Raw genomic sequence first — 24,170 nt, 5'->3', positions numbered from 1 at the left:
CCTCCGGTTCGCCCGGCATCCGCCTCACGGATGCACCAAAACGAAGCGCCCGGGCATGGTGCTTGCTTGACCTCAGCAAGCCCAACACACCGCCCCATGCCCCGCGTTCTCGCTCGCCCCGCCCCGCTGCCCCCTGCCGCCCGCCTGCAATTGATGTGGCTGGCATCGCCCGCCCTCCCTGTCGGTGGCTTCAGCTATTCCGAAGGGCTGGAGTCGGCCATCGACACCGGCCGCGTCACCAACGAAGCCCAGGCCGCTGACTGGCTGCTGCACCAACTGCACCTCAGCCTGGCCCGCGCCGACCTGGCCGCCGTGGCACGGGCCGTGGCCGCTTGGCAGCGCCACGATCTGGACCGCATCACCGAGCTGAACCAATGGGTCACGCTCACCCGCGAAACCAGTGAGCTGCGCCAACAAACCGAGCAAATGGGCCGCTCTCTGGTGGAATGGCTGCGCAACCGTTCGGGCGATGCGCTGTCTCACCCAGCTGACCAGCGTCTGGCCCAATGTGCGGCGCTGAGCCCCGCCCCCAACTGGCCCATCACCTTTGCCCTGGCCGTGGCCCAGTGCCTGCCCGCCCAGACCAGCGCAGACACGTTGCTCGCGGCCCAACACGAAGCCCTGCTCAGCTTTGCCTTCGGTTGGGCAGAGAACATGGTGCAAGCCGCCATCAAGGCAGTGCCGCTGGGCCAAAGCGCCGGCCAGCGCATCCTGCAAATCCTCATCGATGCCATCCCCGAAGCCATCGACCACGCCCTTGGCCTGCCTGACAGCCAACGCCAGGCCTTCACCCCCATGCTGGCCATCCTCAGCGCCCAGCACGAACACCAGTACTCACGCCTCTTCAGATCATGAGCAACTTGCATCACATCCCTGGCCGCACCAAGAAACTGCCCCCTCTGCGCGTGGGTGTGGGTGGGCCTGTCGGCTCCGGCAAAACCACCCTGCTCGAAATGCTGTGCAAGACCATGCGCGAGCAATACGACCTCGTCGTCATCACCAACGACATCTACACCAAGGAAGACCAGCGCCTGCTGACCGTGGCTGGCGCGCTTGACCCCGACCGCATCATGGGCGTGGAAACGGGCGGCTGCCCGCACACCGCCATCCGTGAAGACGCTTCCATCAACCTGGAGGCCGTGGACCGCATGCTGGCCAAATATCCCAACGCCGACATCGTCTTCATCGAGTCGGGCGGCGACAACCTGGCGGCAACCTTCAGCCCCGAACTCAGCGACCTGACGATTTACGTGATCGACGTGGCAGCGGGCGAAAAGATCCCGCGCAAAGGCGGCCCCGGCATCACCAAGAGCGACCTGTTCGTGATCAACAAAACGGACCTGGCGCCCTATGTGGGGGCCAATCTGGACATCATGGCCGCGGACACGAAGCGCATGCGTCCGACGCGGCCCTTCGTGATGACCAACCTGAAGACCCAGGCGGGTTTGAGCGAGGTGATTGGCTTCATCGAAACCAAGGGCATGCTCAAGGCTTAAGGTGGTCCCCAGCCTGGAAGCTAACCCTCTAGGCAAATCAGGCCATTTTGCGAAAGTTGCCCCCAAAGTTGCCCCCAGCGGGTTGATGCTGCCCCCATTTGAGTCTGAAACGGGGGCTCTAATTGCCCGCATGGGCAGGCCGGACCAGCAGCAGCACCAGAAGCCCAGCAAGCGCAGGGTGCCGTCGCTCACCTCACGGCCTGGTCAGCACATCCGAGCCCACCGGACAGGCAGGCAGGACCAGCACCACAGCAGGCCCACCCCGGATGATCTGCACTTAACCCCCTTAGGGGGCACCTCGCAACAGTCCGACGCCGGGGCTCGAATTACCCGCATGGGTTGATCTGCCAGGAGTACCTATAAGGGGGGGTGAGCCGGACAAAATCGCCGCACGCGCTCGGGTTTCACACTTTTTTTTGTAGGGACAGTAGGGACAAACTTAAAAAACACAGAATACCCTTTACAAATCAATAAGTTAGCTGCCCCTACATCTCTGTAGGGACAACCTAAATCTCGTAGGGACAGTAGGGAAAAACTCCCCACGCGTGCAGGGTGCAAGCCTGGTCTTTGTCGTCCCGCTCAGGCCGTCCAAGTCCACCGGACCACCTCAGCACAGTACGACACGCACCGGCCCGCAGGCCGGGTGCGGTTTACCCAAGGCCGTGCTGGCTTCCCTGGTGGGGTCGCTGGCCTCGGGCCGTCACCCAGCACCAGCAGCCCAGCAAGCGCAGGGTGCCGTCGCGCACCTCACGGCCTGGTCAGCACATCCGAGCCCACCGGCCAGGCAGGCAGGCAGGCAGGCAGGACCAGCAGCAGCGCCAGGCGCAGGCCGGGTGCGGGTTGCCCAAGCCCGTGCTGGCTCCCACCTGCTGGGGTCGCTGCCCTCGGGGCCGTCACCCAGCACCACCAGCCCCGCAAGCGCAGGGTGCCGCCGCTCACCTCATGGCCTGGTCGGGTCGCTCAATCACGCCAGGCAGGCCGAACGCACGGGCCGGGCGTGAAAAAGCCCGCCGTGGGGCGGGCCTTGGTCGAACGCTGCCGCTGTCAGTCGTCGGTGTCTGGGGCAGGCAATCCAGTGATTGACCAGCCCCGCACGTCCCGCGCCTCGTCCAACCACAGCCAGGGAAGACACCAGGGGTGGGCAGGGTTCACAAGCGCCGCAAACTCCAAGGGCTTCAACGCTCGCCCCTGGTCTGCTTCCATGTGGGCAGGCGCATCATCGGCCAACACCCAATCCACAAGGCACAGCCACACACGCAGGGGCAAGGCCGGGACCATGGCATCAGGCAGCGCCCGTAACTGCTCCCGCACATCCATCACCAACCCCCCAAGCAGCGGGTCCGCATGGTCTGCGGTCAATGCCACGTCCAGCGCCGCCACCGCCTCCAACAGCAGCGGGACCGCAGCACCAGGTCGCGGACGCGCTGCGGGTGCCTCTGGCTTCGCCTCGGTGCCGTACTTGCTCCCCTTCACTCGTCCAGGCTCAAGATGCCGCTTGCGCCACCGGGTGGCCCGCTCCAGGGTGTCCGTGGGCATCCCACGCGCTACCAACTTGGACACCATCGCCGTGCTGATGCCCAGCAGGCCCGCTAATTCATTCTGTTTCATCAGGTCGTCCTTTCCGGTTAACCAATCGCCAAAAATCAACCAATACCGGGCCACTTCACCACCCGATTAACCTACTTCCCCATGCACTACCTACCCATTAGACGGGGCTCGAATTACCCGCATGGGTTGATATGCCAGGAGTACCTATAGGGGGGGTCCTACCCCCTTGGAATGCAGCGCGAAGGGTTACCTCCCCACGCGGCCCACCGCGCCGCCCGGTCCTCATGCCTCAGCCAGGTCATCCGCAAGGATGCTGGCCTTGATCTTGTAAACACGGGCCGGGCCAACACCGGGCAGGCGCTCCTTGCGGGTCATTTGCCGCCCTGACTCTGGCACCAGGTGGCCACGCTTGAGCAACAGCCGGGCCATGGCGTTCGGGTCGAAGCCTTCACTCAGTCGCCCCCGGAACACTTCATCGAACACGAAGTATTCAACCGAGGTGCCCTCACCATCAGCCGGTGTCATGCGCTCCCCGTATTCCTTCATGTGGTCGCTGTCGCTCTTGATTGGCTTGCCCTGCTCATCCACCAGGCGACGGAAGCCCCACCGCTCGGTGGGGTTCGGTGCCCGGTCATCCGCTGCCCGATGCCACCAAGCAAAGTTGCCCGCCCCGCGTTCAGCAAGCAGGCGCTGCACCTGTCGCAGCATGTTCGCCTCTTCTGCATTGCCAATGCCTCCACGGGAAGACACCCAGGCTTCAAAGCAAGCCCGCACGCCACGGGTAGCCTCTCCCTTGGGCCACCCCGTTATCCCAGCCTCAGAGGCCAACTCACCCGCCACAGCCACCAGCGCGAACCGCCTACCTACACGGTGAACCTGTCCACTCGCTGCCTCAGGCACCCAGTCGCTGACAAGCTGCTCAATGCCAGAACGGGTGCGCTCCCTCAATGTCCCCACTTGGTCAACCAGCCAATTCAGCCAGGCCCGCCCAGCTGTGCCATGGTTTTCCTCACATGCATTCATCAAGTACGCAGACAAGGCCGCCCCACCGGCGTGACCGTGCACTTCATTGAACAGGTTGAACCCGACACCAGCATCAGCAGGGATGTCAGCCATCCGCAGATCCTGCCCGGCCTTGGTACGCTTGCCACCCTCCGCCATGTGCTGACTCAGGCTGATTTCACCAGCAGACAGAAACAACAGCCGCCATTGCAGGCGGGCACGCACTTGGCCCGTCCTGGTACTGCGGCCCTTACCGGATTCGTTGGCCAACATGTATGCGCATTCGCCCACAGCTTTGGGCTCCACCTGTGCCAACTCGTCCAGGATCAACAGGCCATCGCAGTGCTGCGCCGCAATTGCTTCCAAAGCGTTGTCAGTCGTCCGCCAGCGTTGCACGTAAGAGGCACCACCCCACACCGATGCAGACACCCGCAGTGCCGTAGATTTCCCGCTACTTGTATCCCCCCTGATGTGGAAGCCGCCGCTGTCCACCCCGGAAGGCCTCACCAGGGCACCAGCAAAGGCACAAGACACCGTAAACAACAGCCGGTCATTGCCAGCGCACAGCGCCGCCACACCGGCCCGCCAAGCGTCCAGCGTGCCGCGTTGCTTGTATGGGTTGTCTGTGATGCCGTCCACTTGGTAAACGATGCGCTCGCCATCGTCGCCCAGCGTCTCACGGGGCAGCACGTAAGACTTGCCATGCCAGCCCACACGATCAGCACACCGGGCCACCTCATCAGGCTGGCGGCTTTGCAGGTACTGCCCAAGACGGTTTCGGGCATTGGCACCGCTGGCAATCCGCAGCCCCATATTCAGCAGCGCCGCCCGGTACTCCGCACCGTCACCGGCCAACATGCGGGCAGGCATGGCCCATGTGCGGACCTTGCCCACCGGGTCAGCAAACTCCAGCAGGAAGCCCCAGCCCTGCCCGTCCTCGTCCCTGGTGCGTGCCGTCACGTCCAGGCGACTGCACACCCACTGCGGGGCCTTCTGCCGCCCGTCCTGGTCAGACTCCAGGAAGAACACGCCTTCATCCGTCACAAGGAAGCGATCCCACGAAGGCCCGCCCGCGTCTTCTGCTGGCGGGGTGGCCTTGGTGCGTCCGGGCTTGCTGGCAGCAGCCTGCCACGCCTTCAACCCCTCTTCCACGCACACACGCACCGCCACCAAGCCTTGCGCCTGGTGCATGTCGTTGAAGTCGCTTTCACCCTCTTGGAGGTCTGACGGGAACACCGCCACCCCATGCACGGACTTTGCCGCCGCCGTGGCTTTGGCCTTGCCCGGATTCTGTCCGGTGCGAGCCTCTGTGTCGTGGTCATCATCACCACATATCACCAGCAGCGCCTCAGGGTACTGAGCCCGCAGGGCCTTTGCCACGTTCGGCAAGTTGCCAGCGTCAAACGCAGCCGCCACGGGTCGCCCGGTGGCCTCTTGCAAACTGGCTGCGGTCGCGTAGCCCTCCGCAAGCAAGATGGTGGGGGCGTTGGCCAGGTTGCCCAGCATGTGCCACAGCCCCGACTTGCGCCCGCCCTTGATGAACCGCTTTTCAGGTGCATCCGTGGGCCGCTCTGGCGCAATGCGCTGCACATTCCACAGCTGCCCCTCAGCGTCACGCAGTGGCACCAGGACAGAGCCATCCGAACAGAAGCGCACGCCGTAGGGCTGCACCCCCTTGCGGGTCAGGTAAGGGCTTGATCCCGTCTCGCTGCCCTGTGACCACAGGCTGGCCGCGTGCTCCGCTGCCTGCTCATGGGCTTCAGCCAGGCGGGCCTTTTCTTGGGCCGCTCTTTGGCGCTTCTCAGCTTCCAGGCGTGCCGCCGCTGCCGGGTCCGGGCGATTGGCTTGCCGGTCCCCCTTGGGCAGCTCGAAGCCGTTGCGCTGCGCCTCCTTTATGAGCGTCCATATGCGGATACCACCACCGGGGCTAAAGCCCTTCCACACATCCCGCGCATCCCTTGCGTTGTACCCATCCCCCGCCCCTCGGCTCCAGTCGTCGAATAGAGCAAAGCCGGTGCTGTCGGGATACTCGCTATTGATGGCCATGCCCATGTGTATCCATTCCTCGCGGGGCAGTATGGGCGAAATGAAACCCAGCGCAGCCCGCACCAGGTCTGGTGTGATGTTGGTGCTCAATGCGACACCCCCCCGGCTTGGTTCACACCATTGAGGTGCTCCGCCAAAGCGTCCTCAGCGGCCAGGTAGTCGGCAGAAGCCGCCATTGACTCGACGTACACGTTCAGGGCATTGACCAGCATCACATGAGCTGCGGCAATACTGACGTTCAAGCTGTCAGGCATGGGGATAGCGTTCAGTCCTTCAACCAGCGTCTCCGGCGCAAGGTCCAGGTCTTTGGTGGCGGCTGTCCAGTCATCTGTGCAGAGACGGCCTGTCACGGACAGCGCAGCGACAAGGCACTGAAACAGGTGCTGGTCTGCCTTCTGCCAGGCATCAAAGGCGTTGTCTCGCTGCTGCTTCGCCGCATGCTGAAGGGTGTTTTCTGGGGTGTTTTGCATGGTGTGTCTTTCCTGTGTTCTGGCGATCAGCTGCGGGCCATGTCGGACTCAAGCCGCTTCAGCATGTTGGTGAGGGCGTCGGCATCGGACTGGGAAGCCGTGGCAATCGTTGACTTGAAGCCGCCCAAGTTCACGTTGACGTTGACGGCTCGGCTGGTCGCAGTACCGGCATCAGCTGCTTGCAGTTGGTTGGCATTTGCGAGCTTCATGATTTCGCGCTGCACGATCACAGACCAGGATTCACCGGCCTGCTGCGCATAGCTGGCGTATCCAGACGCCTGCCCCCGCTCGTCGATGAATTGCTTTGACACGCGGTCTGCCTGTTTGGCTGTCAGGCCCGCATCCATCGCCTTCTGAAACAGGGATTCACGGGTTTCAGACTCCAGGGTGATGCGCTCGCCCTTGGAGTTGACAGAGAAGCCGTCCTTGTCAATGCCCAGCCGCTTGCGCTCTAGCTCGGCCTCGCGCTCCTTGAGGGCGTTGGCCCGCTCCAGGGCTGCAATCTCCCGCTCCTTGGCATCGTTCAGGGCCTCAAGCGCGGTCTTGTGCGTGTTCGCTGCGTTGGCTGCGTTGTTGTGCCCGTCCTTCGTCTCCTTCAGCGCATCAGCCAGCCTCAGGGTGGCCTTACCTGCTGCGTCCACCTCCACCCGGTAGCCGTTGACCGCCGCAGCAGACTGCACCCAGGAAGGGGCCACGCCACCATTGGCCGCAATCGCTGCGTCCGCTGCTTTCTTGAATGCTTCGCCCACCTCCCGCGCACTGGCAGTGCCTGCCGTCTTGATGGTGTCGTAAGCCTCCTTGGCCTCGCCTGCGGTCTTTTTCAGGGACGCATCAGACGTGATGCCCAGCTTGCGCATCGCCTCTTCCAGGGAGTTGATGCCGGGCTTGAGGTCGTCCAGCTTGCTGCGGGCCTTCTGCAAGCCCGTGGCCAACTGGTCGCCGGTCAGCATGCCGCTTTTGCCCAGCTGCTCCATGCGCTCGATGACTGCCGTGATTGCCTGCTCAGTTTTGGCCGCGTCCAGCGCCTTGTTCAGGCTGTCGCCAAGCAGCTTGCTTGCCTGCTCACCCTTGACCCCCATGCCCTCCAGCGTCTTGCCCAGCTGGTCCACATCGCTCAGGGCGTTCTTGATGGTGTCATTGAAGCCGGTCTTGACCTCGCCAAGGCTGGTGCCAACACGCCGCAACGACTCATCAGCCACCGCATCAAGCGCCACCTTGAGCCGGTTGGCCCCTTGGGCGCTGCCGTCGAACGTCTCGAAAATCTGCCGGGCACGGTCTGCAAAGTCGGTCAGGTTCTGACCGCTCAGCGCCTTTGCCCACACCTCCCGCACCTGGGTTGCCGTCAGCTCCCCCTTGATGCGCAACTGGTCGAGCGCCGCGCCCGCGTTGTCGATTCCCTTCAGGTCTTCCAGGTTCAGCGACTTTGCGAGCTTGTCGATGGCTGCGGAGGTCTCCCCGCCCTTCTTGGTCAGGTCCTGGAAGTCGGCAACGAGCTTGCGCGAAACATCATTGAGCCCGACAGACGCCTCTTGAGCCAGCTTCGCCTTTTGCGCCACCTCAGCATGCGCCTGAGCTGCTGCCCGTGCTGCGTCCTCCTGAGCCTTCAACTGGCGCTCGGCGTCTTCCATGACCTTGCCCCAGCCCATCATCTTGGCTGCGCTCTCGCCAATCCAGGTGCCGATTTCCTTCAGGTTGGCAACGACTGCAACCAGCGCCATCAGCTTGATTGATCCCAGCATGGCAACGAGACGGCCAGCGCCAGCCGCCGCCCCTGCGCCAGATACAGCCGCCGCACGCTGTGCCGTATCCAATGCCACCACGCCCGCAGCCGCCGCAGTCGCCGCACTGCGCACCGCCAGGAACTCCTGTGCCAGCTGAATTGCCTTGTAAGCCAGCGCAGCCTTGCCCACGCTGAACAGCATCCCGGCCAGGTCGTCCAGGTGCTCCGCCAGGTAGCCGATGGCCTCCGCCGCCTTCTGGCTGATGCCGTTGGCCTGGTCCACCTCGCCCACGTAGCGGGTCCACTCCGTTGACAGGTTCTGAATGGCCCGGCCCACCGTGGCGGGCATCTGGGAGAACTCTTCTTGCACCACGCGGGACTGACCTTGCAGCGCCTCGATGACAACCTGACTTGTCAGGGCTCCCGCCTGTGCCTGCTCACGCAGCTTGCCCGTGGTCATGCCCAAGCCGTCCGCCAGGGCCTGAGCCAGGCGGGGTGCCTGTTCCATGACCGAGTTGAACTCTTCGCCCCGGAGAACACCAGATTGCAGGCCCTGAATCAGCTGAGTGATGGCCGCAGAGGACGACTCAGCACTGCCGCCGCTCACCTGCACGGCCTGGTTGATGGTTTCAGTCAGCGCCAGCGCCGCCTCATTGCCCAGGCCAATCTCACGGCCAGCACGGGCAAGGCGCGTGAACAGGTCCGCCGTCTGCTCCACGTTGGTGTTGGTCCGGGTTTCAGCGTCATGCGCATGGCATGGTCCCAGCGCGAACCAGGGTTCCGCACTCTGTAGGAAACCAACCCCGCCCATGTGCTCACATCCAGCTTGCCGCCCGTATCGGTATCTGCACAAGCTGGCGCTGCCTTCTGCCCATACCCCCACCAATGGCAAGCCATGGCCATGGGCACGGCCAGCATTGAGAAACGGCTTCTTGTGTCGTTCACGGGGTCGGGCTGATCAGGCCCTGTGACTCGTGCCCTTGCCCACTTCGGAAGGCGCTCAACCAATGCAGCACGGCCCGTCGCTCGGGGTGGATCAGTCTGAGGCCGTCTATGCAATGCCAGCCACTGTCGATGCTCGTCCTCTGTACGCCAGGTAGGACAGGGCCATGAGCCGGGGCTGACCGTGCTGAACTCAGAGTCAGGCGGCATCAGGTCTGCATCGTCGTCGTCCCCTTGGAACTCATCATTTCGGCGGATGCAGTACAGGCACCCCATCACGTCCTCGGGCATGGCTTTCACCAGCTCAGAGACGGACCTTGCACGGGACCACCCTTTGACGTGATCCATCCACAGCAGAACATCACCCAGCCGTGCCAGGTCAACATCGGCATAGCCCAGGAAGCCAAACGGGGACCGTTTCACCCACCCATCAGGCGGGAGCACTTCGGGCACCTCGGGGGGCATCGCCTGCCGCTTTGGCGGGGCCACGTTGCCAGGGGCACGCTTGGGCTTGCTCATGCGGACACCCCTTGCCCCGCTCCAGCCCGGCCCTGGTCCAGCTCAGCAAGCACAGCACTGCGTGCAGCCACTCGGCGCATGCGTGAGTCGTCCCTATAGCCCCGCCCCACCTCGTCCGCCTCATAGGTGATGGCATCACAGGTGAAGTCCGCCTTCTGCACGATGGCATGGAGCGCAAGGGCCACGTTCTCAATGTTGCGCTGCCCGTCAGGTGTCTCCAGGCTCAGCAGGGCCAGCCGTGCAATGGCTTCAATCTCATTCAGCCCAACTTGCGCCAGGCGGTCCATGGCTTCGATGGTCGTGCAAAGGGTTTGAATCTGCCCTGCGCCCGCGTTAACTTGCCCGTTCATACTTCGTTCTCCTGCTCTTTCAAGCCTGCCGTCTGCTTGCCCAGGTCGCCAAGCAACCGGGTCAGCACCCCCAAACGCTCCAACACCAGGGCAGACAAGTCCTTGGCCTGGTCAGAGTCCCCAACGCTGACCGCAGCCGCCGCCATGGTTTCCGCCTCCTTGGCCATGCCCCAGGCAAGGGCCACCTTCTGGTGAAGTGTCGCCGCAGGGCTCAACAAGACAACAGCCCCGCCTTGCAGCCAGTTGCCCACCGCGCAAGGCGTCAAGTCAGTGGTGGGGGAATCGCTGCCCGGCTGGTTGCTGACACGTTGTTTGCTCACGCTGCCACCTCCAGCGCACGCAGCGCATTAAGGGCGGACAGGGCTTGCACGGCCTTGCGGGCAGCGCCGGGCACATTAGCCGCAGGCTGGCGCAGGTGGTACAGGGCGACGCTCAGGGCGTTTTCGGCTTGGGCGTGAAGCTGGGAGATTTCCAGCTCAGAGAGAGGGGTGAGAGGCGCAGCGTGTGAGCTGGCCAAGGTCATGACCATGGACATGGTTTCAGGCTCCTTGTCGAGACTTGAAGCCACCCGCCGCGTTTTGAAGCGCAGAGGGTGGGCGGGATGTTCAAAACACGCGACAAGGCGTGCGGACGCCCTTACGGGTAGCCCCATCCCACCCGCAACCAACAGCACGCCATTGCAGCGCACCGGAATTGTTCGGACGTGACAAAGCCTCACTGTCGGGGAGGCTGCACCGCTTGTCGGAAGGTGTTTTGAAGCACCGGGCCTTTCGGCTTGGGGCGATTATGGCCGGGCTATGTGGGTGCGTCAACCTCGCCGTTCTGGTCGGGCTCCACGGCGGTAGGCCTTGCCCGCTTGAGCCCGGTATTCGGGGGCGGCGGCAGATCGGAAACAGGGCGGCTCTCAGCCCACTCCACCACCTCACGCAGGAGCCAACCTACCCGCCTTCCAGAAAGCTGCCGGGGTTGCGGGAATTGCCCTTGTTTCACCAACTCTTCCACCACGCGCTCACTGAGCGTCGTCACCTTCGTCACGTCATCCTTTGAGAGGAACACCGGCTGAACATTCACAAAGGCTGGGGGTTTGGTCATGTGTCACTCGCGCAATTCAAAGCCAACGGCCACCAGGACCGAACAGGAGCCAACCCAGCAGGCAACACCCACCCAGCGCCAGCAACCAGGCAGCAAGGCCAAAGCCACCCACCAAGGATGCCAGCAGGGCAAGCAGGAGAAACAGCCGGGACATGGCCACATTATGGGCACGCCGCCACGCTGGTGAGTGCTGGCGCTGCTCAACGACAGGCAGCATTCAATGCGGGTACGCATGCAGGCCCGCCCGGTGGGGATGGGGCACCAGGGAGAACCCCGCCGCGCTCGATTCCGCAAGCCTCCACACCCAGCCAGCGCAACCAGGCCAGCACCAGCAGGCAAGGCACAGGCCAGGACCAAGCAGCCGGGGCGGCTGGGGGCCGGTGCGGGGGCAGAAGGCAGGCCGGAAGCGGACCGCCTCAGAGGGAAGGAAGGGAGAGAACCACTCTCTATGAATGAGTTTCTCTCTATCACTCTTGTCCCTACTTGGTCCCTACTTTGCCCCTACTTTGTCCCTACGCTCTTCAGCCGCCCAAACCCTTTATCCATGAGGGTTCTGCACCGTTTTGGCTACTTGTCCCAACGCCCCTACAGAAAATCATCTCTCAAACGCAGAAAGCGGCCCGATTGAGCCGCTTTCGCCTGGTGTGGGGGCCTGCCGTCAGGCCGTCTTGAAGGGGATCACGTCCGCCCCTCTGGCCAGCTTTGCCAGGTGCTCACCCCACCACTGCATGAGCTTCTGGCGATCTGGCAACCAGTTCGCCCGGTTGTAAGCCGCCCGCACGCCGTCGCGCTCTTCATGGGCCAACTGCTTCTCGATCACGTCCGAACTCCAGCCCGCCTCATTGGCACAGGTCGAGAACAGCGTGCGGAAGCCGTGGGCGGTCGCAATGCCCTTGTATCCCATGCGGGCCAGGGCACTGTTCAGCGTGCCGTCGCTGATTGGCTTGCCGGGGTAGTAGGGAGACGGAAACAGCAGCCCCTTGGCATCCTCAGCGGGCCGGATGCTGGCCAGCAGCTCCAGCGCTTGGGATGACAGGGGCACCAGGTGCTCGGCCTTCATCTTCATGCGCTCGGCGGGGATGCTCCACAGCTCCCGCTCCTGGTCGAACTCTTCCCAGCGTGCCCCTCGCAGCTCACCAGGTCGCACCGCTGTGAGGATCAGGAGCTGCAAGGCGGACTTCGTGGCGGGCTCGCCCTGGTAATCCTTCAGGAGCCGCAGGAACTGGGGCGTCTCGCGTTCGGTCAGCGCCGCCCGGTGCCTGACGATCTGGCGCTTGAGAATCTCGGCCGGCTTGAGTGAATAGGTCGGGTCGGTGTCGGTCAGCTCATGGGCCACCGCGTACCGATACACCGCCTTGATGCGCTGGAACACCCGCCCCGCCGTCTCTCTTGCGCCGCCCCCCTCGATGCCTTGCACCAGCTCACGCACATCAGCGGGCCGCACGCCGGACACAGGCAAGCGCCCGAAGGCCGGGAACACGTGATTGACCAGGGAAGCCCTCACGGCTGTATAGGTGCCCTCGTCCCAGGTGGGGGCGCTCTTGTCCAGCCAGGCCAGGGCCACGGCCTCAAAGGTGCGCAGGTTCGCCGCCTTCTTCGCTGCCTTGTCAGACTTGCGGGCTTCGCTCGGGTCCACACCCTGCCCCACCATCTTGCGGGCCTGGTCGCGCCGCTCCCGCGCCTCCTTCAAGCCCACGTCCGGGTAAGTGCCCAGGCTCAGGCGCTTCTCCTTGCCGTCCACCCGGTACTTGAGCCGCCACCATTTGCCGCCGCTGGGGGCCACCTCCAGGTACAGCCCGCCACCGTCGAACATCTTCACGGCCTTCGCGGCTGGCTTGGCATTGCGCACGGCTGTGTCGGTCAGGGGCATGGGGGCAACTCCAAATGGGGGCAACTCAGAGGCCCCCAATGTTGCCCCCACATTACACCGGCTGTCAACGCACCACCCCGGACACGTACAGACGAAAAAAAGCCCTAGAGCGTTGATTTCTCTAGGGCTTCTCGATTCCGGCGACTTCCGCAAAACTCCGCAAAAGTCTTAGTTTGGTCCCCCAGCCTGGAATCGAACCAAGATTTGCCCCTTAGGAGGGGGCTGTCTTATCCATTAGACGACTGGGAGAGACCAGCCCGCGAGTTTACTATGCGTGCGCATCCGGCAGCACGCGCAACTCATCGACGGTATAGCCTTCGCGCGTCAAAGCGTCTTTCAGCCAGGGCGGCTGCATTCCTTCCCCGTCCCACGTTTGCTGGGTCAGAGGATGGCGGTATTTGGGTCCTTTTGGCGCAGGCGGCGGGGGCGCAGGTGCCCGGGGCGCCTGCGGACCCATGTCCAGTTCATCAGCGGCGATCTGCCAGAAATCCACCAGTTTGCGGATGGCGCGCACCACGGCTTCTTGTTCGGGAGTCAGCATGTGCATGTTCTACAACGGCCCAATATGATGCCTGATTCAAGCCCAGGCCGGGCGTGACGGTTTGACCACACAACGGCGCACGGCTCACGTCGTTTCCACCACTTTCGCCCGATTTCTTTGCGTGGATCAACGCCACGATGCGACAAAGCCGCTACAAGGTCAGGGTTAACGACACAATGCAGGAAATTCAACAATCCTCGATATTGGTGCCTGACGTCAGACACAGGAGTCGTTCATGCGCCTGAACCTGCCCGTTCTCGACGAAGAATATCCCTTCCCGGATGGCGAGTCACTGGTCTCGACCACCGACCTCAAGGGCCATATTCTTTACTGCAATCCGGCCTTCGTCCGGGTGAGTGGCTACACACGAGAGCAGTTGCTGGGTCAACCGCACAACCTGATCCGCCATCCCGACATGCCCGCCGAGGCCTTCCGCGACATGTGGGCCACCATCCGAAGCGGTCAACCTTGGTCGGCCCTGGTCAAAAACCGCCGAGCCGATGGCCGTTACTACTGGGTGCAGGCCAACGTCACCCCCCTGCTCGACAACGGCCACCCCACCGGCTACATGTCGGTGCGCACCCAACCCAGCCGCGACGACGTCGAGGGCGCCACCCGCCTGTACGCCCGCATGCGCGCCGAGGCCGAGACCGGTCAGCTGGTTCACACCCTGCACAACGGCCAGGTCCGCAAGAACACCCTCATCGGCCGCATCGGTCAGGCTTTCCAACTGGAAATGGCCAATCGCCTGACGCTGGGCGTCATGGTGCTGGTGACTTTGGCACTGACGGTCGGTGCGGCTGCAGCCGGTGGCGAGATGGGCCTGGGCGCCTGGGCGCTCCTGGCTGGCAGTTGGTTGATCAGTCTGATGCTGGCCAAAATCTTGTTCACGCGTGTGGCCACGCAGCCCTTGGGCGAGCTGCTGAAAATGGCCAACACCCTGGCGGGGGCCGACCTGTCGGTGTCCATCACCAGCAACCGAGGCGGTGGCATGGGCAAGCTCGCCCTCGCACTGAACCAGCTCAAGGTGAACCTGGCCACCACCGTGCAAGACGCCCGCACCGAGGTCGATCAGATGAACGTGGCCACCCAGGAGATCGCCTCCGGCAACCTCGACCTGTCTTCGCGCACCGAGTCCCAGGCCGCCGACCTGCAGCAAACGGCAGCGTCGATGGAGCAGATCACCGGCACGGCCCGCCAGAACGCGGCCACCGCCGGTCAAGCCGCCGACATTGCGCGCCAGACCGCACAGATCACCCAACGCAGTGGCGCCGCCGTCGATGACCTGACCCGCACGATGCACGCGATCGAGGTCTCTTCCAAGCGCATCCACGACATCATCCAGGTGATCGACTCCATCGCCTTCCAGACCAACATCCTGGCGCTGAACGCAGCGGTGGAAGCCGCACGTGCCGGCGAACAGGGCCGCGGCTTCGCCGTGGTGGCCTCGGAAGTGCGGGCGCTGTCCCAACGCACCGCCACAGCGGCGCGCGAGGTCAAGGAACTCATCACCGACTCGTCAGACAAGGTCAAGGCCGGCAGCGCACTCTCGGATTCCGTGCAAGTCACGATGAAAGAGGCGCTGGGCTCGGTCTCCGAAGTGGTGAACCTGGTCGACACCATCAGCCACGGTGTGACCGAGCAGTTGCAGGGGATCTCGCAGATCAACCACGCCGTCTCGCACCTCGATGGCATCACGCAGCAAAACGCCGCCGCCGTCGAGCAGATTGCCGCCGCGTCCAGCTCGCTGGCCGACCGCGCCAAGGTCGTGTCCGATTCGGTGCAGGTCTTCAAGATCTGAAGCGTAGCCGCACGGTGTCGGCCCCCCGGGCAGATACGGGCTGACGATCTGGCGCGACCTCGCTAGACTGTGGGCGCCTTGTCTGTGAGCCTCCCATGAAAATTGCCCTGTTGTCCGACCTCCACGCCAACCGACAGGCCGTCGAGGCGGTCTGGCAGCACGCCCGGGAGCAAGGCTTTGACCAACTGGTCATGCTGGGCGACTACGTCGATTACGGTGCCGACCCGGTCTGGGTGGTGGAGTTCGCCCAGGCTCGCGAGGCCGAGGGCGCCGTGCTGGTGCGCGGCAACCACGACGACGCGCTCAGTGCCGAGACCACCAGCAAGATGTCGGCGCACGTCGCACCCTCGCTGGCCTGGACTTTTGCGCAGCTGAGCCCGGCCCAGCGCGAGTGGCTGACCGCCCTGCCCCTGACCGCTGAGGTGGGCCCCTGCCTGATGGCCCACGCCAATGCCCACGACCCCGCACATTGGGAATACCTGCAGGGCCGCTCCGAGGCCTCGCGCAGCCTGTTGGCCAGCCAGCAACCTTTTGTGTTTTGCGGGCACGTGCACCAGCAGTGCCTGTACCACCTGTCCAACCTGGGCAAATCGGGTGAGTTCATGCCGGTCGATGGTGTGCCCATCAGCCTGTCACCCGCACGACGCTGGCTCGCCATCCCCGGCTCGGTCGGCCAGCCACGTGACGGCAATCCAGCGGCCTGCTATGCCACCTTCGACACGGGCAGTGCCACGCTGACCTTCTACCGCGTGCCCTACGACCACGACACCGCCGCGCAGCGCATCATCGATGCCGGCTTGCCGGCCAGCTTTGCACAAAGGTTGATCCATGGGCGATGAGGGCAACGGCAATCGCCTGGAAGCGGGCACCGTCATCGATGGCTACCGCCTCAAGGAGCGGCTGCACCAGGGTGGCATGGCCACGCTGTGGGACGTCGAGCCGGTAGACGGGCCGGGCGAGCTGCCCTTGATCATGAAGATTCCGCGCATCAAGGGCGGGGAAGATCCGGCCACCATCGTGGGCTTCGAGGTCGAGCAGATGGTGATGCCCATGCTGCAGGGCCCGCATGTGCCTCGCTTTGTCGCCAAAGGGGACTTCACCAGCCGCCCTTTCATCGTGATGGAGCACCTCTCTGGCACCTCGCTGCGTCCGCGACTGGACGAAGCGCCCCTGCCGGTCACCGAGGTGGCCGACATCGGCCAGAAAGTGGCCCAGGCCCTGCACGCCCTGCACAAGCAACACGTGGTGCACCTGGACGTCAAACCCAGCAACATCCTGTTCCGTCCCACGGGCGAGGCGGTGCTGGTGGACTTCGGCCTGTCACGCCATGACCACCTGCCCGACCTGCTGGAAGAAGAGTTCGAGTTGCCCATGGGCACGGGCCCCTACATCTCACCCGAGCAGGTGCAGTTTGTGCGCAACGACCCTCGCAGCGACCTGTTTGCGCTGGGCGTGATGCTGTACCACCTGGCCACGGGCGAACGCCCCTTTGGCCAACCCTCGACCGTGGTCGGCCTGCGCAAGCGCCTGTACACCGACCCGGTGCCGCCGCGCGTACACCGCCCCGACCTTCCCCCCTGGCTGCAAGAAGTGATCTTGCATTGCCTGGAGGTGAACCCGGACCTGCGCTACCAGAGTGCCGCCCAACTGGCGCTCGACCTGCAGCACCCCGAGCAGATCGCCCTGACCGCGCGCGCCCACAAGCTGGGCACCCAGGGTAGGCTGGACACGCTCAAGCGCTGGTTCAAGGCCGTGGGCGCCGAGCCCAAGCCCGATGCCAGCGCCAGCCAGCACGTCGAGCGTTGCCCCATCATCATGGTGGCCATCGGGGTGAAAAACAGCACGCCCGCGCTCGACAAGAAGCTGCTGGGCACGGTGCGCCGCATCATGCAGACCGAGCCCCGCGCCCGCCTGGCCTGCGTCAGTGTGATGAAGACCAATCGCATCGCGATGGACACCCTCACCGATGCCGAGGGCAATAGCCTGCATGTGCAGCAACTGGTGCACATCAAGCACTGGGCCCGCCCGCTGCAGCAGCAACTGGGGCTGGACGAGCAGCGTTTGACCTTCCATGTGCTGGAAGCGCCGGACACGGCGGCGGCCATCGTCGAATTCGCTGGCAAGAACCAGGTCGATCACATCGTGATGGGCGCGCGCGGCAACTCCGCGCTGCGACGCTACCTGGGCAGCGTGAGTGCCCAGGTGGTGGCCGAGGCCGATTGCTCGGTCACCGTGGTGCGGGTGTAAGCCCGCCCAAATCGGCCATAGTCAGCGTGGCAGTCGGGGCCAGGCCGGCTGGCCTCAGGCCAGTGCCTGCACCTTGAACACCTTCTGGAAGGCGTCCACCGCCTTGCCCTTGCGGGCACGCTTGCCGATGTGCGCCACATAGGCCGAGTTGCGCACGTCCTCTTCCTTGGGCTTGGCCCCGCGCGTGGTGCCGATCACGCGCACCCCGTTGTGACACGTCGCCACCGAGATCAGTGGCGCCTTCTGCGCGTCCACGTCCATCAGTGTCAAACCGCGACCACCGTTGGACTGCAGTTTCAGCTCGTCCAGGCCAAACACCAGCATGCGGCCATCGTCGCTGAGGCAGGCCACCTGGGTGTGCGTGGGCTGCACCAGCACCGGCGGCAGCACCTTGTCGCCTTCGTCCAGCGTCTGGAAACCTTTGCCGCCCTTCTGGCGTGTGACCAGGTCGCCCAGCTTGGCCAGCAGGCCAAAACCACCGCTGTTGGCCAGCAACACGGTCTGATCCACCTGGCCCGCCAGGTAATGCAGCGGCTGCGTGCCCGACTCCAGCTCGATCATGGTCGTGATGGGCTGGCCATCACCGCGCGCACCGGGCAAGGCGCTCACCAGCACACTGTACACGCGCCCATTGCTGCCGATGACGATGAGCGGGTCCACCGTGCGGCACTCGAACGTGCCGTACAGGCCGTCGCCCGCCTTGAAGGCGAAACCGGCCGGGTCGTGACCGTGGCCGGTGCGCGCACGCACCCAGCCTTTTTCGCTGATGACCACGGTGACCGGCTCGTCGAGCACCTTCACCTCGGCCACGGCGCGCTTCTCAGCCTGGATCAGGGTGCGGCGCTCGTCGCCAAACTGCTTGGCATCGGCTTCGATCTCCTTGACCACGGTGCGCTTGAGCACGCCGGGGTTGTTCAGGATGTCTTCCAGCTTGGCCTGCTCGCCGCGCAACTCGGACAGCTCCTGCTCGATCTTGATGGCTTCCAGCCGCGCCAGTTGGCGCAGGCGGATTTCCAGGATGTCCTCGGCCTGACGGTCGGACAGCTTGAAACGCTCGATCAGTGCGGCCTTGGGCTCGTCACTGTGGCGGATGATGGCGATCACCTCGTCAATGTTCAGCAAGACGAGCTGGCGGCCTTCGAGGATGTGGATGCGGTCCATCACCTTGCCCAAGCGATGCTGGGTGCGGCGGGTCACGGTCTCCATGCGGAAGCCGATCCACTCGTTCAGGATCTGACGCAGGCTCTTTTGGGTGGGCTTGCCGTCGGCGCCGATCATGGTCATGTTGATCGAGGCCGAAGTCTCCAGGCTGGTGTGGGCCAGCAAGATCGTGATCAGCTCCTGCTGGGCCACGGTCCGGGTCTTGGGCTCGAACACCAGGCGCACCGCGGCGTCCTTGCTCGATTCGTCGCGCACCGTGTCCAGCACCGACAGCACGGTCGCCTTGAGCAGGTTCTGCTCAGCGGTCAGCGCCTTCTTGCCGGATTTGATCTTGGGGTTGGTCAGCTCTTCGATCTCTTCGAGCACCTTTTGCGAGCTGGTGCCATGTGGCAGCTCGGTCACCACCAGCTGCCACTGGCCGCGCGCCAGGTCTTCGATCTTCCAGCGAGCGCGCACCTTCAGGCTGCCGCGGCCGCTGCGGTAGGCGTCCTGGATGTCTTGCGCACTGGAGATGATCTGGCCGCCGCCGGGGAAGTCCGGACCCTGGATGAGTTCGAACAGCTCCGTTTCGGGCAGGTTCTCGTTCTTGATCAGGGCCACGGCGGCCGAGGCCACCTCGCGCAGGTTGTGGCTGGGGATTTCGGTGGCCAGGCCCACGGCAATGCCGCTGGCGCCGTTGAGCAGCACAAAGGGCAAGCGGGCCGGCAACTGGCGCGGCTCTTCGGTCGATCCGTCGTAGTTCGGGATGAAGTCCACCGTGCCCATGTCGATTTCATCGAGCAGCAGGCGCGAGATCGGCGTCAGGCGGGCTTCCGTGTAACGCATCGCGGCCGCGCCGTCGCCGTCACGCGAGCCAAAGTTGCCCTGGCCATCGACCAGCGGGTAGCGCAACGCAAAGTCCTGCGCCATGCGCACCATGGCGTCGTAGGCGGCGGTGTCGCCGTGCGGGTGGTAGCGGCCCAGCACATCACCCACAACGCGCGCGCTCTTGACCGGCTTGGCCCCGTTGGTGCCGCTGAAACCCAGCCCCATGCGTTCCATCGCGTACAGGATGCGGCGCTGCACGGGCTTTTGCCCGTCGCACACATCGGGCAGGGCCCGGCCCTTGACCACGCTCAGGGCGTATTCCAGGTAGGCACGCTCGGCGTAATGGGCCAGCGTCAGGGACGCGCTGCCATCGTCATCACGGGCTGGGCTGAAGTCGATCGTTTGCTGGGACATCGTCGCTCAAAGGGGTTCCACGAGGTGGAACGAAGTGTAGAGGCTGCGCAAACGACCTCGGTCGCCTGGCGGAACCCTTGATTTTGCCGCATCCCCCGTGCGGTGCGGCGGCCACAGCCGAGTGGCGCTCACTTCGGCAGGGTCAGCGTCACCCGCAAGCCCTGCGCCGACTCAAAGCGCAGGGCCCCGCCATGCAGCTCCGCCACGCGCGCCGCGATCGACAAGCCCAATCCTGAGCCCGAGCGGGTGTGATCCCCCCGAGCAAATCGGCGGCCCAGTTGCGGCAACAGGTCGGCGGGCACGCCGGGGCCCGAGTCCTGCACCACCACGCTCACCTGGTCGGCCGACTCGCTGACGGTGACCTGCACCCGCCCGCCCTGCGGCGTGAACTTCAGGGCGTTGCCCAGCAGATTGCGCAAGGCCAGCCGCACCCAGTCGGGCTGGGCCGGCACACCACAGGGCTGAGGTGGGGCATCGAGCGACCATGCCACGTCCGCCTGCACAGACGACAGCGCCAGGTCGGCCATTTCCTCTCGCACCAACGCCGACACGTCCAAAGCCGGTTGCCAGCCTGGCCAGGCGGCGCGTGAGGCGCGGTCCAGCCCAGCGTCCAGGTGGTGGTCGAGCCTGGCCAGCGCCAGCAACTGATCGGTGAGCCTGCTGGCGCGCACCAAGCCGGCGCGGGCCTGGCGCAAGGCGGTGTCGCGCTGCCCCGCGTCCACGGCGCCCTGAGCCACTTCGATCTGTACCAGGGTCGCGGCCAATGGCGTGCGCAGTTCATGCGAGGCATCGGCGGTGAACTGGCGTTCCAGGGACAGCGCCCGGTCCAGTCGCGCCAGCAAGGCGTTGATCTCATGGAGCAGCGGCGCCACTTCGAGCGGCACCTCGCTCTCCTCAATCGGTGACAGGTCCTGCCCTTGGCGTTGCGACACCTGGCGACCCACCTCTTTCAGCGGCATCAGCCCACGGCGCACCGCCCATCGCACCACCAACACCAGCGCCAGCCCGGTCACCAAGGAAGGCAGCAGCAAGCCCAGCGCCAGCCCCCGAGCCAACTCATTGCGCTCGGTCATGGTCCGCAGAACGGCGGTCCACTCTCCCTGCGCGCGGTCCTGGTGCCACAGCACCCGCCAGTTCACCCCCTGAAGCTGCACGGTGTACGACGCCTCTTCCGTGTCACGGCCATCGCGGTCGGGCCGCAGGGCAAAGGCCAGGCCTGGCGCCATCGGGCTGCGGTAGCGCAAATCGCCGTCAGCCTCCCAGCGCAACACCGACAGGGGCAGCTCGTCATCATCGTCCTGGTCCGCGCTGACGGCCGACTCCAGCGCCTTCTGCAAGGCCGGCACCGGCATGGTCAGGTAAGGCTGGGCCACCTCGTAGAGCTGACGCGCGTCGATCTCATCGACCTCGCGCAGCACCGACACGTACGAGGTCAAGGCCATCCCCAACCAGATGGGCATCAGGACCACCAGCAACAAGCGGGTCAGCCGATCGCGCAGGGAACGCATCAGGCCTCCACCACCGGGTTGAGCATGTAGCCCACGCCCCGCAGGGTCTTGATCCAATCGGCCCCGAGCTTGCGGCGCAGTTGGTAGATGTAGACCTCGATGGCGTTGCTGGAGACGTCATCGTCCCAGGCGTACAGCGACTCGATCAACTGGGCCTGCGAGTAGGGGCGCCCCGGCTGGCTGATGAGCTTGGACAGCACATTGAACTCGCGCGACGACAGGTCGACCGGCTCGCCATGCAGGGTCACCACCCGACGGGCGGGGTCCAGCTCCAACGCCCCACAGGTGAAGACCGGGCTGGCCTGCCCCTGTGCGCGGCGCATGCGTGCTCGCAGGCGAGCGCCCAACTCGTCCAGCGCCACGGGCTTGACGAGGTAATCATCCGCGCCCACGTCCAGGCCGGCAATCCGGTCAGACAGGGCATCGCGCGCGGTCAGCAAGAGCACCGGGGTCGTGTCCCGCCGCGCCCGCAGGCGCTGCAACAACTCCACGCCGTTCAAACCCGGCAGTTGCCAGTCCAGCACCACGCAGTCGTAGCGATGGGCCAGGAGCGCCGCCTCGGCCTCGTCACCGCGTTGCAGCCAGTCCACGGCGTAGCCCTGCTGAATCAGCCCCTGCTGCAGGCCATCGCCCAACAAAACATCATCTTCGACCAGCAAGACCCGCATAGCTTGGAGAGCGCAAACCCTTGAGTGACAGACCCTCATGATGGTACGCCCAGGCAGCGCCCTGGTACCAACTGATGGCGTCGGCCACCTGCTCGGACCCCATGGGTGCGGCGCGCCCCCGGTCCTCCCCCTGGTCGACCAAGGTGGTTTGCACCCCGCCCCGCGAGTCCAGCCTCAGCAAGGCGTGCTCGGTCAGGTAACCCAGGTCTTGGTAGGTGCTGATGAAAGCCCGCTCACGGCCCGGCTCCAGGTCAAACATGTCGTAACCCAGGAAGCGGCTTTCGTACTTGAAGTGCAGCAGACCCAACAAGGTGGGGGCCAGATCGATCTGGCTGGTCAGGCGGTCCATCCTGGCCGGCGCGACGTGGGCCGGGGCGTAGACGATGGCCGGGATGTGATACCGCTCCACAGGCAGGTCGGTCTTGCCGGCACTCGATGCGCAGTGGTCGGCCACGATGACGAACACCGTGTTCTTGAACCAGGGCTTCGTAGCAGCACGGTCCAGGAAATTGCCGATCGCCCAGTCGGTGTATTTCACCCCGCCTTCGCGGCTCTGGTGCGAGGGGATGTCGATTCGTCCCTCCGGATAGGTGTAAGGCCGGTGGTTGGACGTGGTCATCACGTGCATGAACGAGGGCTTGCCCCGCGCATGAGAGGCATCGGCCTCCTGCAGGGCCTGGGTGAACAGGTCCTCATCGGCCACGCCCCAGATGTTTTCGTGGTGAATGCGCTCTGCCGGGATCGCCATGCGGTCCACCACCTGGTAGTGGTTGGCGCTGAAAAACGCGTTCATGTTGTCAAAGTAGCCATAGCCGCCGTACACATAGCGGGTGTCATAGCCCTTGGACGCGAACACGCTGCCCAGCGAGAACAGGTCGGCATTGTTGGGCCGCTTCACGATCGACTGCCCCGGCGTGGGCGGCAGGGACAGCGACAAGGCCTCCAGGCCGCGCACTGTGCGCGTGCCCGTGGCGTACAGGCGGGTGAACAGCAGGCCCTGCTCGGCCAAGGCGTCCAGGCGCGGGGTCAGCCCCGGCTGATGTCCGAAATGCGCCAGGTAGTCGGCAGACAGGCTTTCCACCGAAATCAGCACCACGTTGAGCCGCTTCTCAGGCTGCCCATCGTCGACGATGCGGGTCAGGTCCATCGGGTTGTTGGACGCCAAGCGGGCGTGCGGCGTGGGCAACTGCTTGCGCAGACGGGCCATGGCCTCCGGCGCCGGCAGACTCTGGTAGAAATGTTCGTAGTCCAGCTCGTTGTGGCGCAGTGCCGAGAAGAACTCGTACACGCCGTCGCCGCTCAAGGCATTCACGTAGCGGTTGGCCGTCTGCTCCTTCCAATGGCCGTCGACCACCGCGTGGGCCATGCTCACAGCCCCCACCACCGCCACCGGCAGCCCCCAGCGGGCCCAGCGAGACACGCCGTGATCCGGCCGCGGCACCAGCGCCCGGCGCCCCTGCCACACCAGGGCCGTGGCCACCAAGGCCAGCGCCGACATGATCACACCCACGGGGTAAGACTCGCGGATGTTGCCAATCACCTCATGGGTGTAGAGCAGGTAGTCCACCGCGATGAAGTTGAAGCGGGAGCCAAACTCATCCCAGAAGATCCACTCGGAGATGCTGATGAACAGCATGAGCGCCACCCAGACGACCATGCCGAGCGCCAACCAGATGCGGAAACCACGCCGTGCCAGCCACTTCGACGGCACCACCGCCAGGAACAGCATCAAAGGCATCAGCAAGCTGGCGCCAGCCACCAGGTCATAGACCAGGCCCACGCCAAAAACCCGAAACGCCTGTCCCACACCCCAAGGCGCCTGCGCACCGGTCTTGAGCCATAGCGCAGCTCTTAAGGCGGCACTCAAGATCACAAAAAATGCCAGCAACGCCACGTAACTGCGCCAGCGCCCCCAACGCTGCGGAGAAAACCCGTATTCCATCTGACCCACACCCGAAGTTCAAGAGG

Annotated in this window: 19 protein-coding genes and 1 tRNA gene; 5 read left to right on the top strand and 15 right to left on the bottom strand. The window is 64.6% G+C overall.

Going from position 1 to position 24,170, the window contains the following annotated elements; all coding sequences use genetic code 11:
- The first annotated feature begins 96 nt into the window (after positions 1-96).
- Positions 97-855 carry an urease accessory protein UreF gene (locus tag AC3WW4_RS08625; protein ID WP_488827992.1) on the top strand — a complete coding sequence of 253 codons (759 nt, stop codon included), beginning with the start codon at positions 97-99 and terminating at the stop codon, positions 853-855.
- Entirely contained in the window at positions 852-1,496 is a 645-nt protein-coding gene (ureG, locus tag AC3WW4_RS08620; protein WP_488827991.1) for an urease accessory protein UreG, read from the top strand. Before AC3WW4_RS08625 ends, ureG begins: the two co-directional genes overlap by 4 nt.
- A gap of 1,044 nt (positions 1,497-2,540) precedes the next feature.
- Here ureG and AC3WW4_RS08615 read toward each other — a convergent pair.
- From AC3WW4_RS08615 to AC3WW4_RS08565, 11 genes are all read right to left on the bottom strand, one after another.
- Positions 2,541-3,104 (bottom strand): hypothetical protein, encoded by a 564-nt coding sequence (locus AC3WW4_RS08615; protein ID WP_488827990.1) that lies wholly within the window; start codon positions 3,102-3,104, stop codon positions 2,541-2,543.
- Between the two features lie 222 nt (positions 3,105-3,326).
- Positions 3,327-6,155 (bottom strand): DUF927 domain-containing protein, encoded by a 2,829-nt coding sequence (locus AC3WW4_RS08610; RefSeq protein WP_488829714.1) that lies wholly within the window; start codon positions 6,153-6,155, stop codon positions 3,327-3,329.
- Positions 6,156-6,178: 23 nt separating this feature from the next.
- The gene (locus tag AC3WW4_RS08605) at positions 6,179-6,562 is read right to left on the bottom strand and encodes an RNA methyltransferase (protein WP_488827989.1); all 384 of its coding nucleotides are present in this window, start codon (positions 6,560-6,562) and stop codon (positions 6,179-6,181) included.
- A gap of 26 nt (positions 6,563-6,588) precedes the next feature.
- Positions 6,589-9,093, bottom strand: coding sequence for a tape measure protein (locus tag AC3WW4_RS08600; RefSeq protein ID WP_488827988.1), 2,505 nt, complete (start codon positions 9,091-9,093; stop codon positions 6,589-6,591).
- Positions 9,094-9,739: 646 nt separating this feature from the next.
- Positions 9,740-10,093: a hypothetical protein gene (locus tag AC3WW4_RS08595; protein WP_488827987.1), complete on the bottom strand. Its 354-nt coding sequence runs from the start codon at positions 10,091-10,093 to the stop codon at positions 9,740-9,742.
- Positions 10,090-10,413 carry a hypothetical protein gene (locus AC3WW4_RS08590; RefSeq protein WP_488827986.1) on the bottom strand — a complete coding sequence of 108 codons (324 nt, stop codon included), beginning with the start codon at positions 10,411-10,413 and terminating at the stop codon, positions 10,090-10,092. The genes AC3WW4_RS08595 and AC3WW4_RS08590 overlap by 4 nt, the downstream gene beginning before the upstream one ends.
- Positions 10,410-10,628 carry a hypothetical protein gene (locus AC3WW4_RS08585; RefSeq protein ID WP_488827985.1) on the bottom strand — a complete coding sequence of 73 codons (219 nt, stop codon included), beginning with the start codon at positions 10,626-10,628 and terminating at the stop codon, positions 10,410-10,412. The genes AC3WW4_RS08590 and AC3WW4_RS08585 overlap by 4 nt, the downstream gene beginning before the upstream one ends.
- Positions 10,629-10,888: 260 nt before the next feature.
- On the bottom strand, positions 10,889-11,185 hold the full coding sequence (locus AC3WW4_RS08580; RefSeq protein ID WP_488827984.1) for a helix-turn-helix transcriptional regulator: 297 nt from the start codon (positions 11,183-11,185) through the stop codon (positions 10,889-10,891).
- Positions 11,186-11,843: 658 nt separating this feature from the next.
- Positions 11,844-13,055: a tyrosine-type recombinase/integrase gene (locus AC3WW4_RS08575; protein ID WP_488827983.1), complete on the bottom strand. Its 1,212-nt coding sequence runs from the start codon at positions 13,053-13,055 to the stop codon at positions 11,844-11,846.
- A gap of 174 nt (positions 13,056-13,229) precedes the next feature.
- Positions 13,230-13,304: transfer RNA gene (locus tag AC3WW4_RS08570), tRNA-Arg, on the bottom strand.
- 19 nt (positions 13,305-13,323) lie between these two features.
- Positions 13,324-13,596 carry an H-NS family nucleoid-associated regulatory protein gene (locus tag AC3WW4_RS08565; protein ID WP_488827982.1) on the bottom strand — a complete coding sequence of 91 codons (273 nt, stop codon included), beginning with the start codon at positions 13,594-13,596 and terminating at the stop codon, positions 13,324-13,326.
- A 235-nt stretch (positions 13,597-13,831) separates the two neighbouring features.
- Here AC3WW4_RS08565 and AC3WW4_RS08560 point away from each other — a divergent pair, with 235 nt between their 5' ends.
- From AC3WW4_RS08560 to AC3WW4_RS08550, 3 genes are all read left to right on the top strand, one after another.
- A complete protein-coding gene (locus AC3WW4_RS08560; protein WP_488827981.1) occupies positions 13,832-15,397 on the top strand; it encodes a methyl-accepting chemotaxis protein in 1,566 nt (521 codons plus the stop codon).
- Positions 15,398-15,492: 95 nt separating this feature from the next.
- A complete protein-coding gene (locus AC3WW4_RS08555) occupies positions 15,493-16,236 on the top strand; it encodes a metallophosphoesterase family protein (RefSeq protein WP_488827980.1) in 744 nt (247 codons plus the stop codon).
- Positions 16,226-17,644, top strand: a complete 1,419-nt coding sequence (locus tag AC3WW4_RS08550) for a protein kinase domain-containing protein (protein ID WP_488827979.1) — start codon at positions 16,226-16,228, stop codon at positions 17,642-17,644. Before AC3WW4_RS08555 ends, AC3WW4_RS08550 begins: the two co-directional genes overlap by 11 nt.
- Positions 17,645-17,698: 54 nt before the next feature.
- Here AC3WW4_RS08550 and parC read toward each other — a convergent pair whose 3' ends face one another.
- From parC to AC3WW4_RS08530, 4 genes are all read right to left on the bottom strand, one after another.
- Positions 17,699-20,026 carry a DNA topoisomerase IV subunit A gene (gene parC / locus AC3WW4_RS08545; protein WP_488827978.1) on the bottom strand — a complete coding sequence of 776 codons (2,328 nt, stop codon included), beginning with the start codon at positions 20,024-20,026 and terminating at the stop codon, positions 17,699-17,701.
- 128 nt (positions 20,027-20,154) lie between these two features.
- Complete coding sequence (locus AC3WW4_RS08540) at positions 20,155-21,534, bottom strand: sensor histidine kinase (RefSeq protein ID WP_488827977.1); 1,380 nt, start codon at positions 21,532-21,534, stop codon at positions 20,155-20,157.
- A complete protein-coding gene (locus AC3WW4_RS08535) occupies positions 21,534-22,202 on the bottom strand; it encodes a response regulator (protein ID WP_488827976.1) in 669 nt (222 codons plus the stop codon). The genes AC3WW4_RS08540 and AC3WW4_RS08535 overlap by 1 nt, the downstream gene beginning before the upstream one ends.
- Positions 22,177-24,144 (bottom strand): LTA synthase family protein, encoded by a 1,968-nt coding sequence (locus AC3WW4_RS08530; protein WP_488827975.1) that lies wholly within the window; start codon positions 24,142-24,144, stop codon positions 22,177-22,179. Before AC3WW4_RS08530 ends, AC3WW4_RS08535 begins: the two co-directional genes overlap by 26 nt.
- Between the last annotated feature and the right edge of the window lie 26 nt (positions 24,145-24,170).

It is taken from the genome of Aquabacterium sp. TM01, from assembly GCF_057808345.1.
This window is presented reverse-complemented; position numbering and strand designations above follow the sequence as displayed.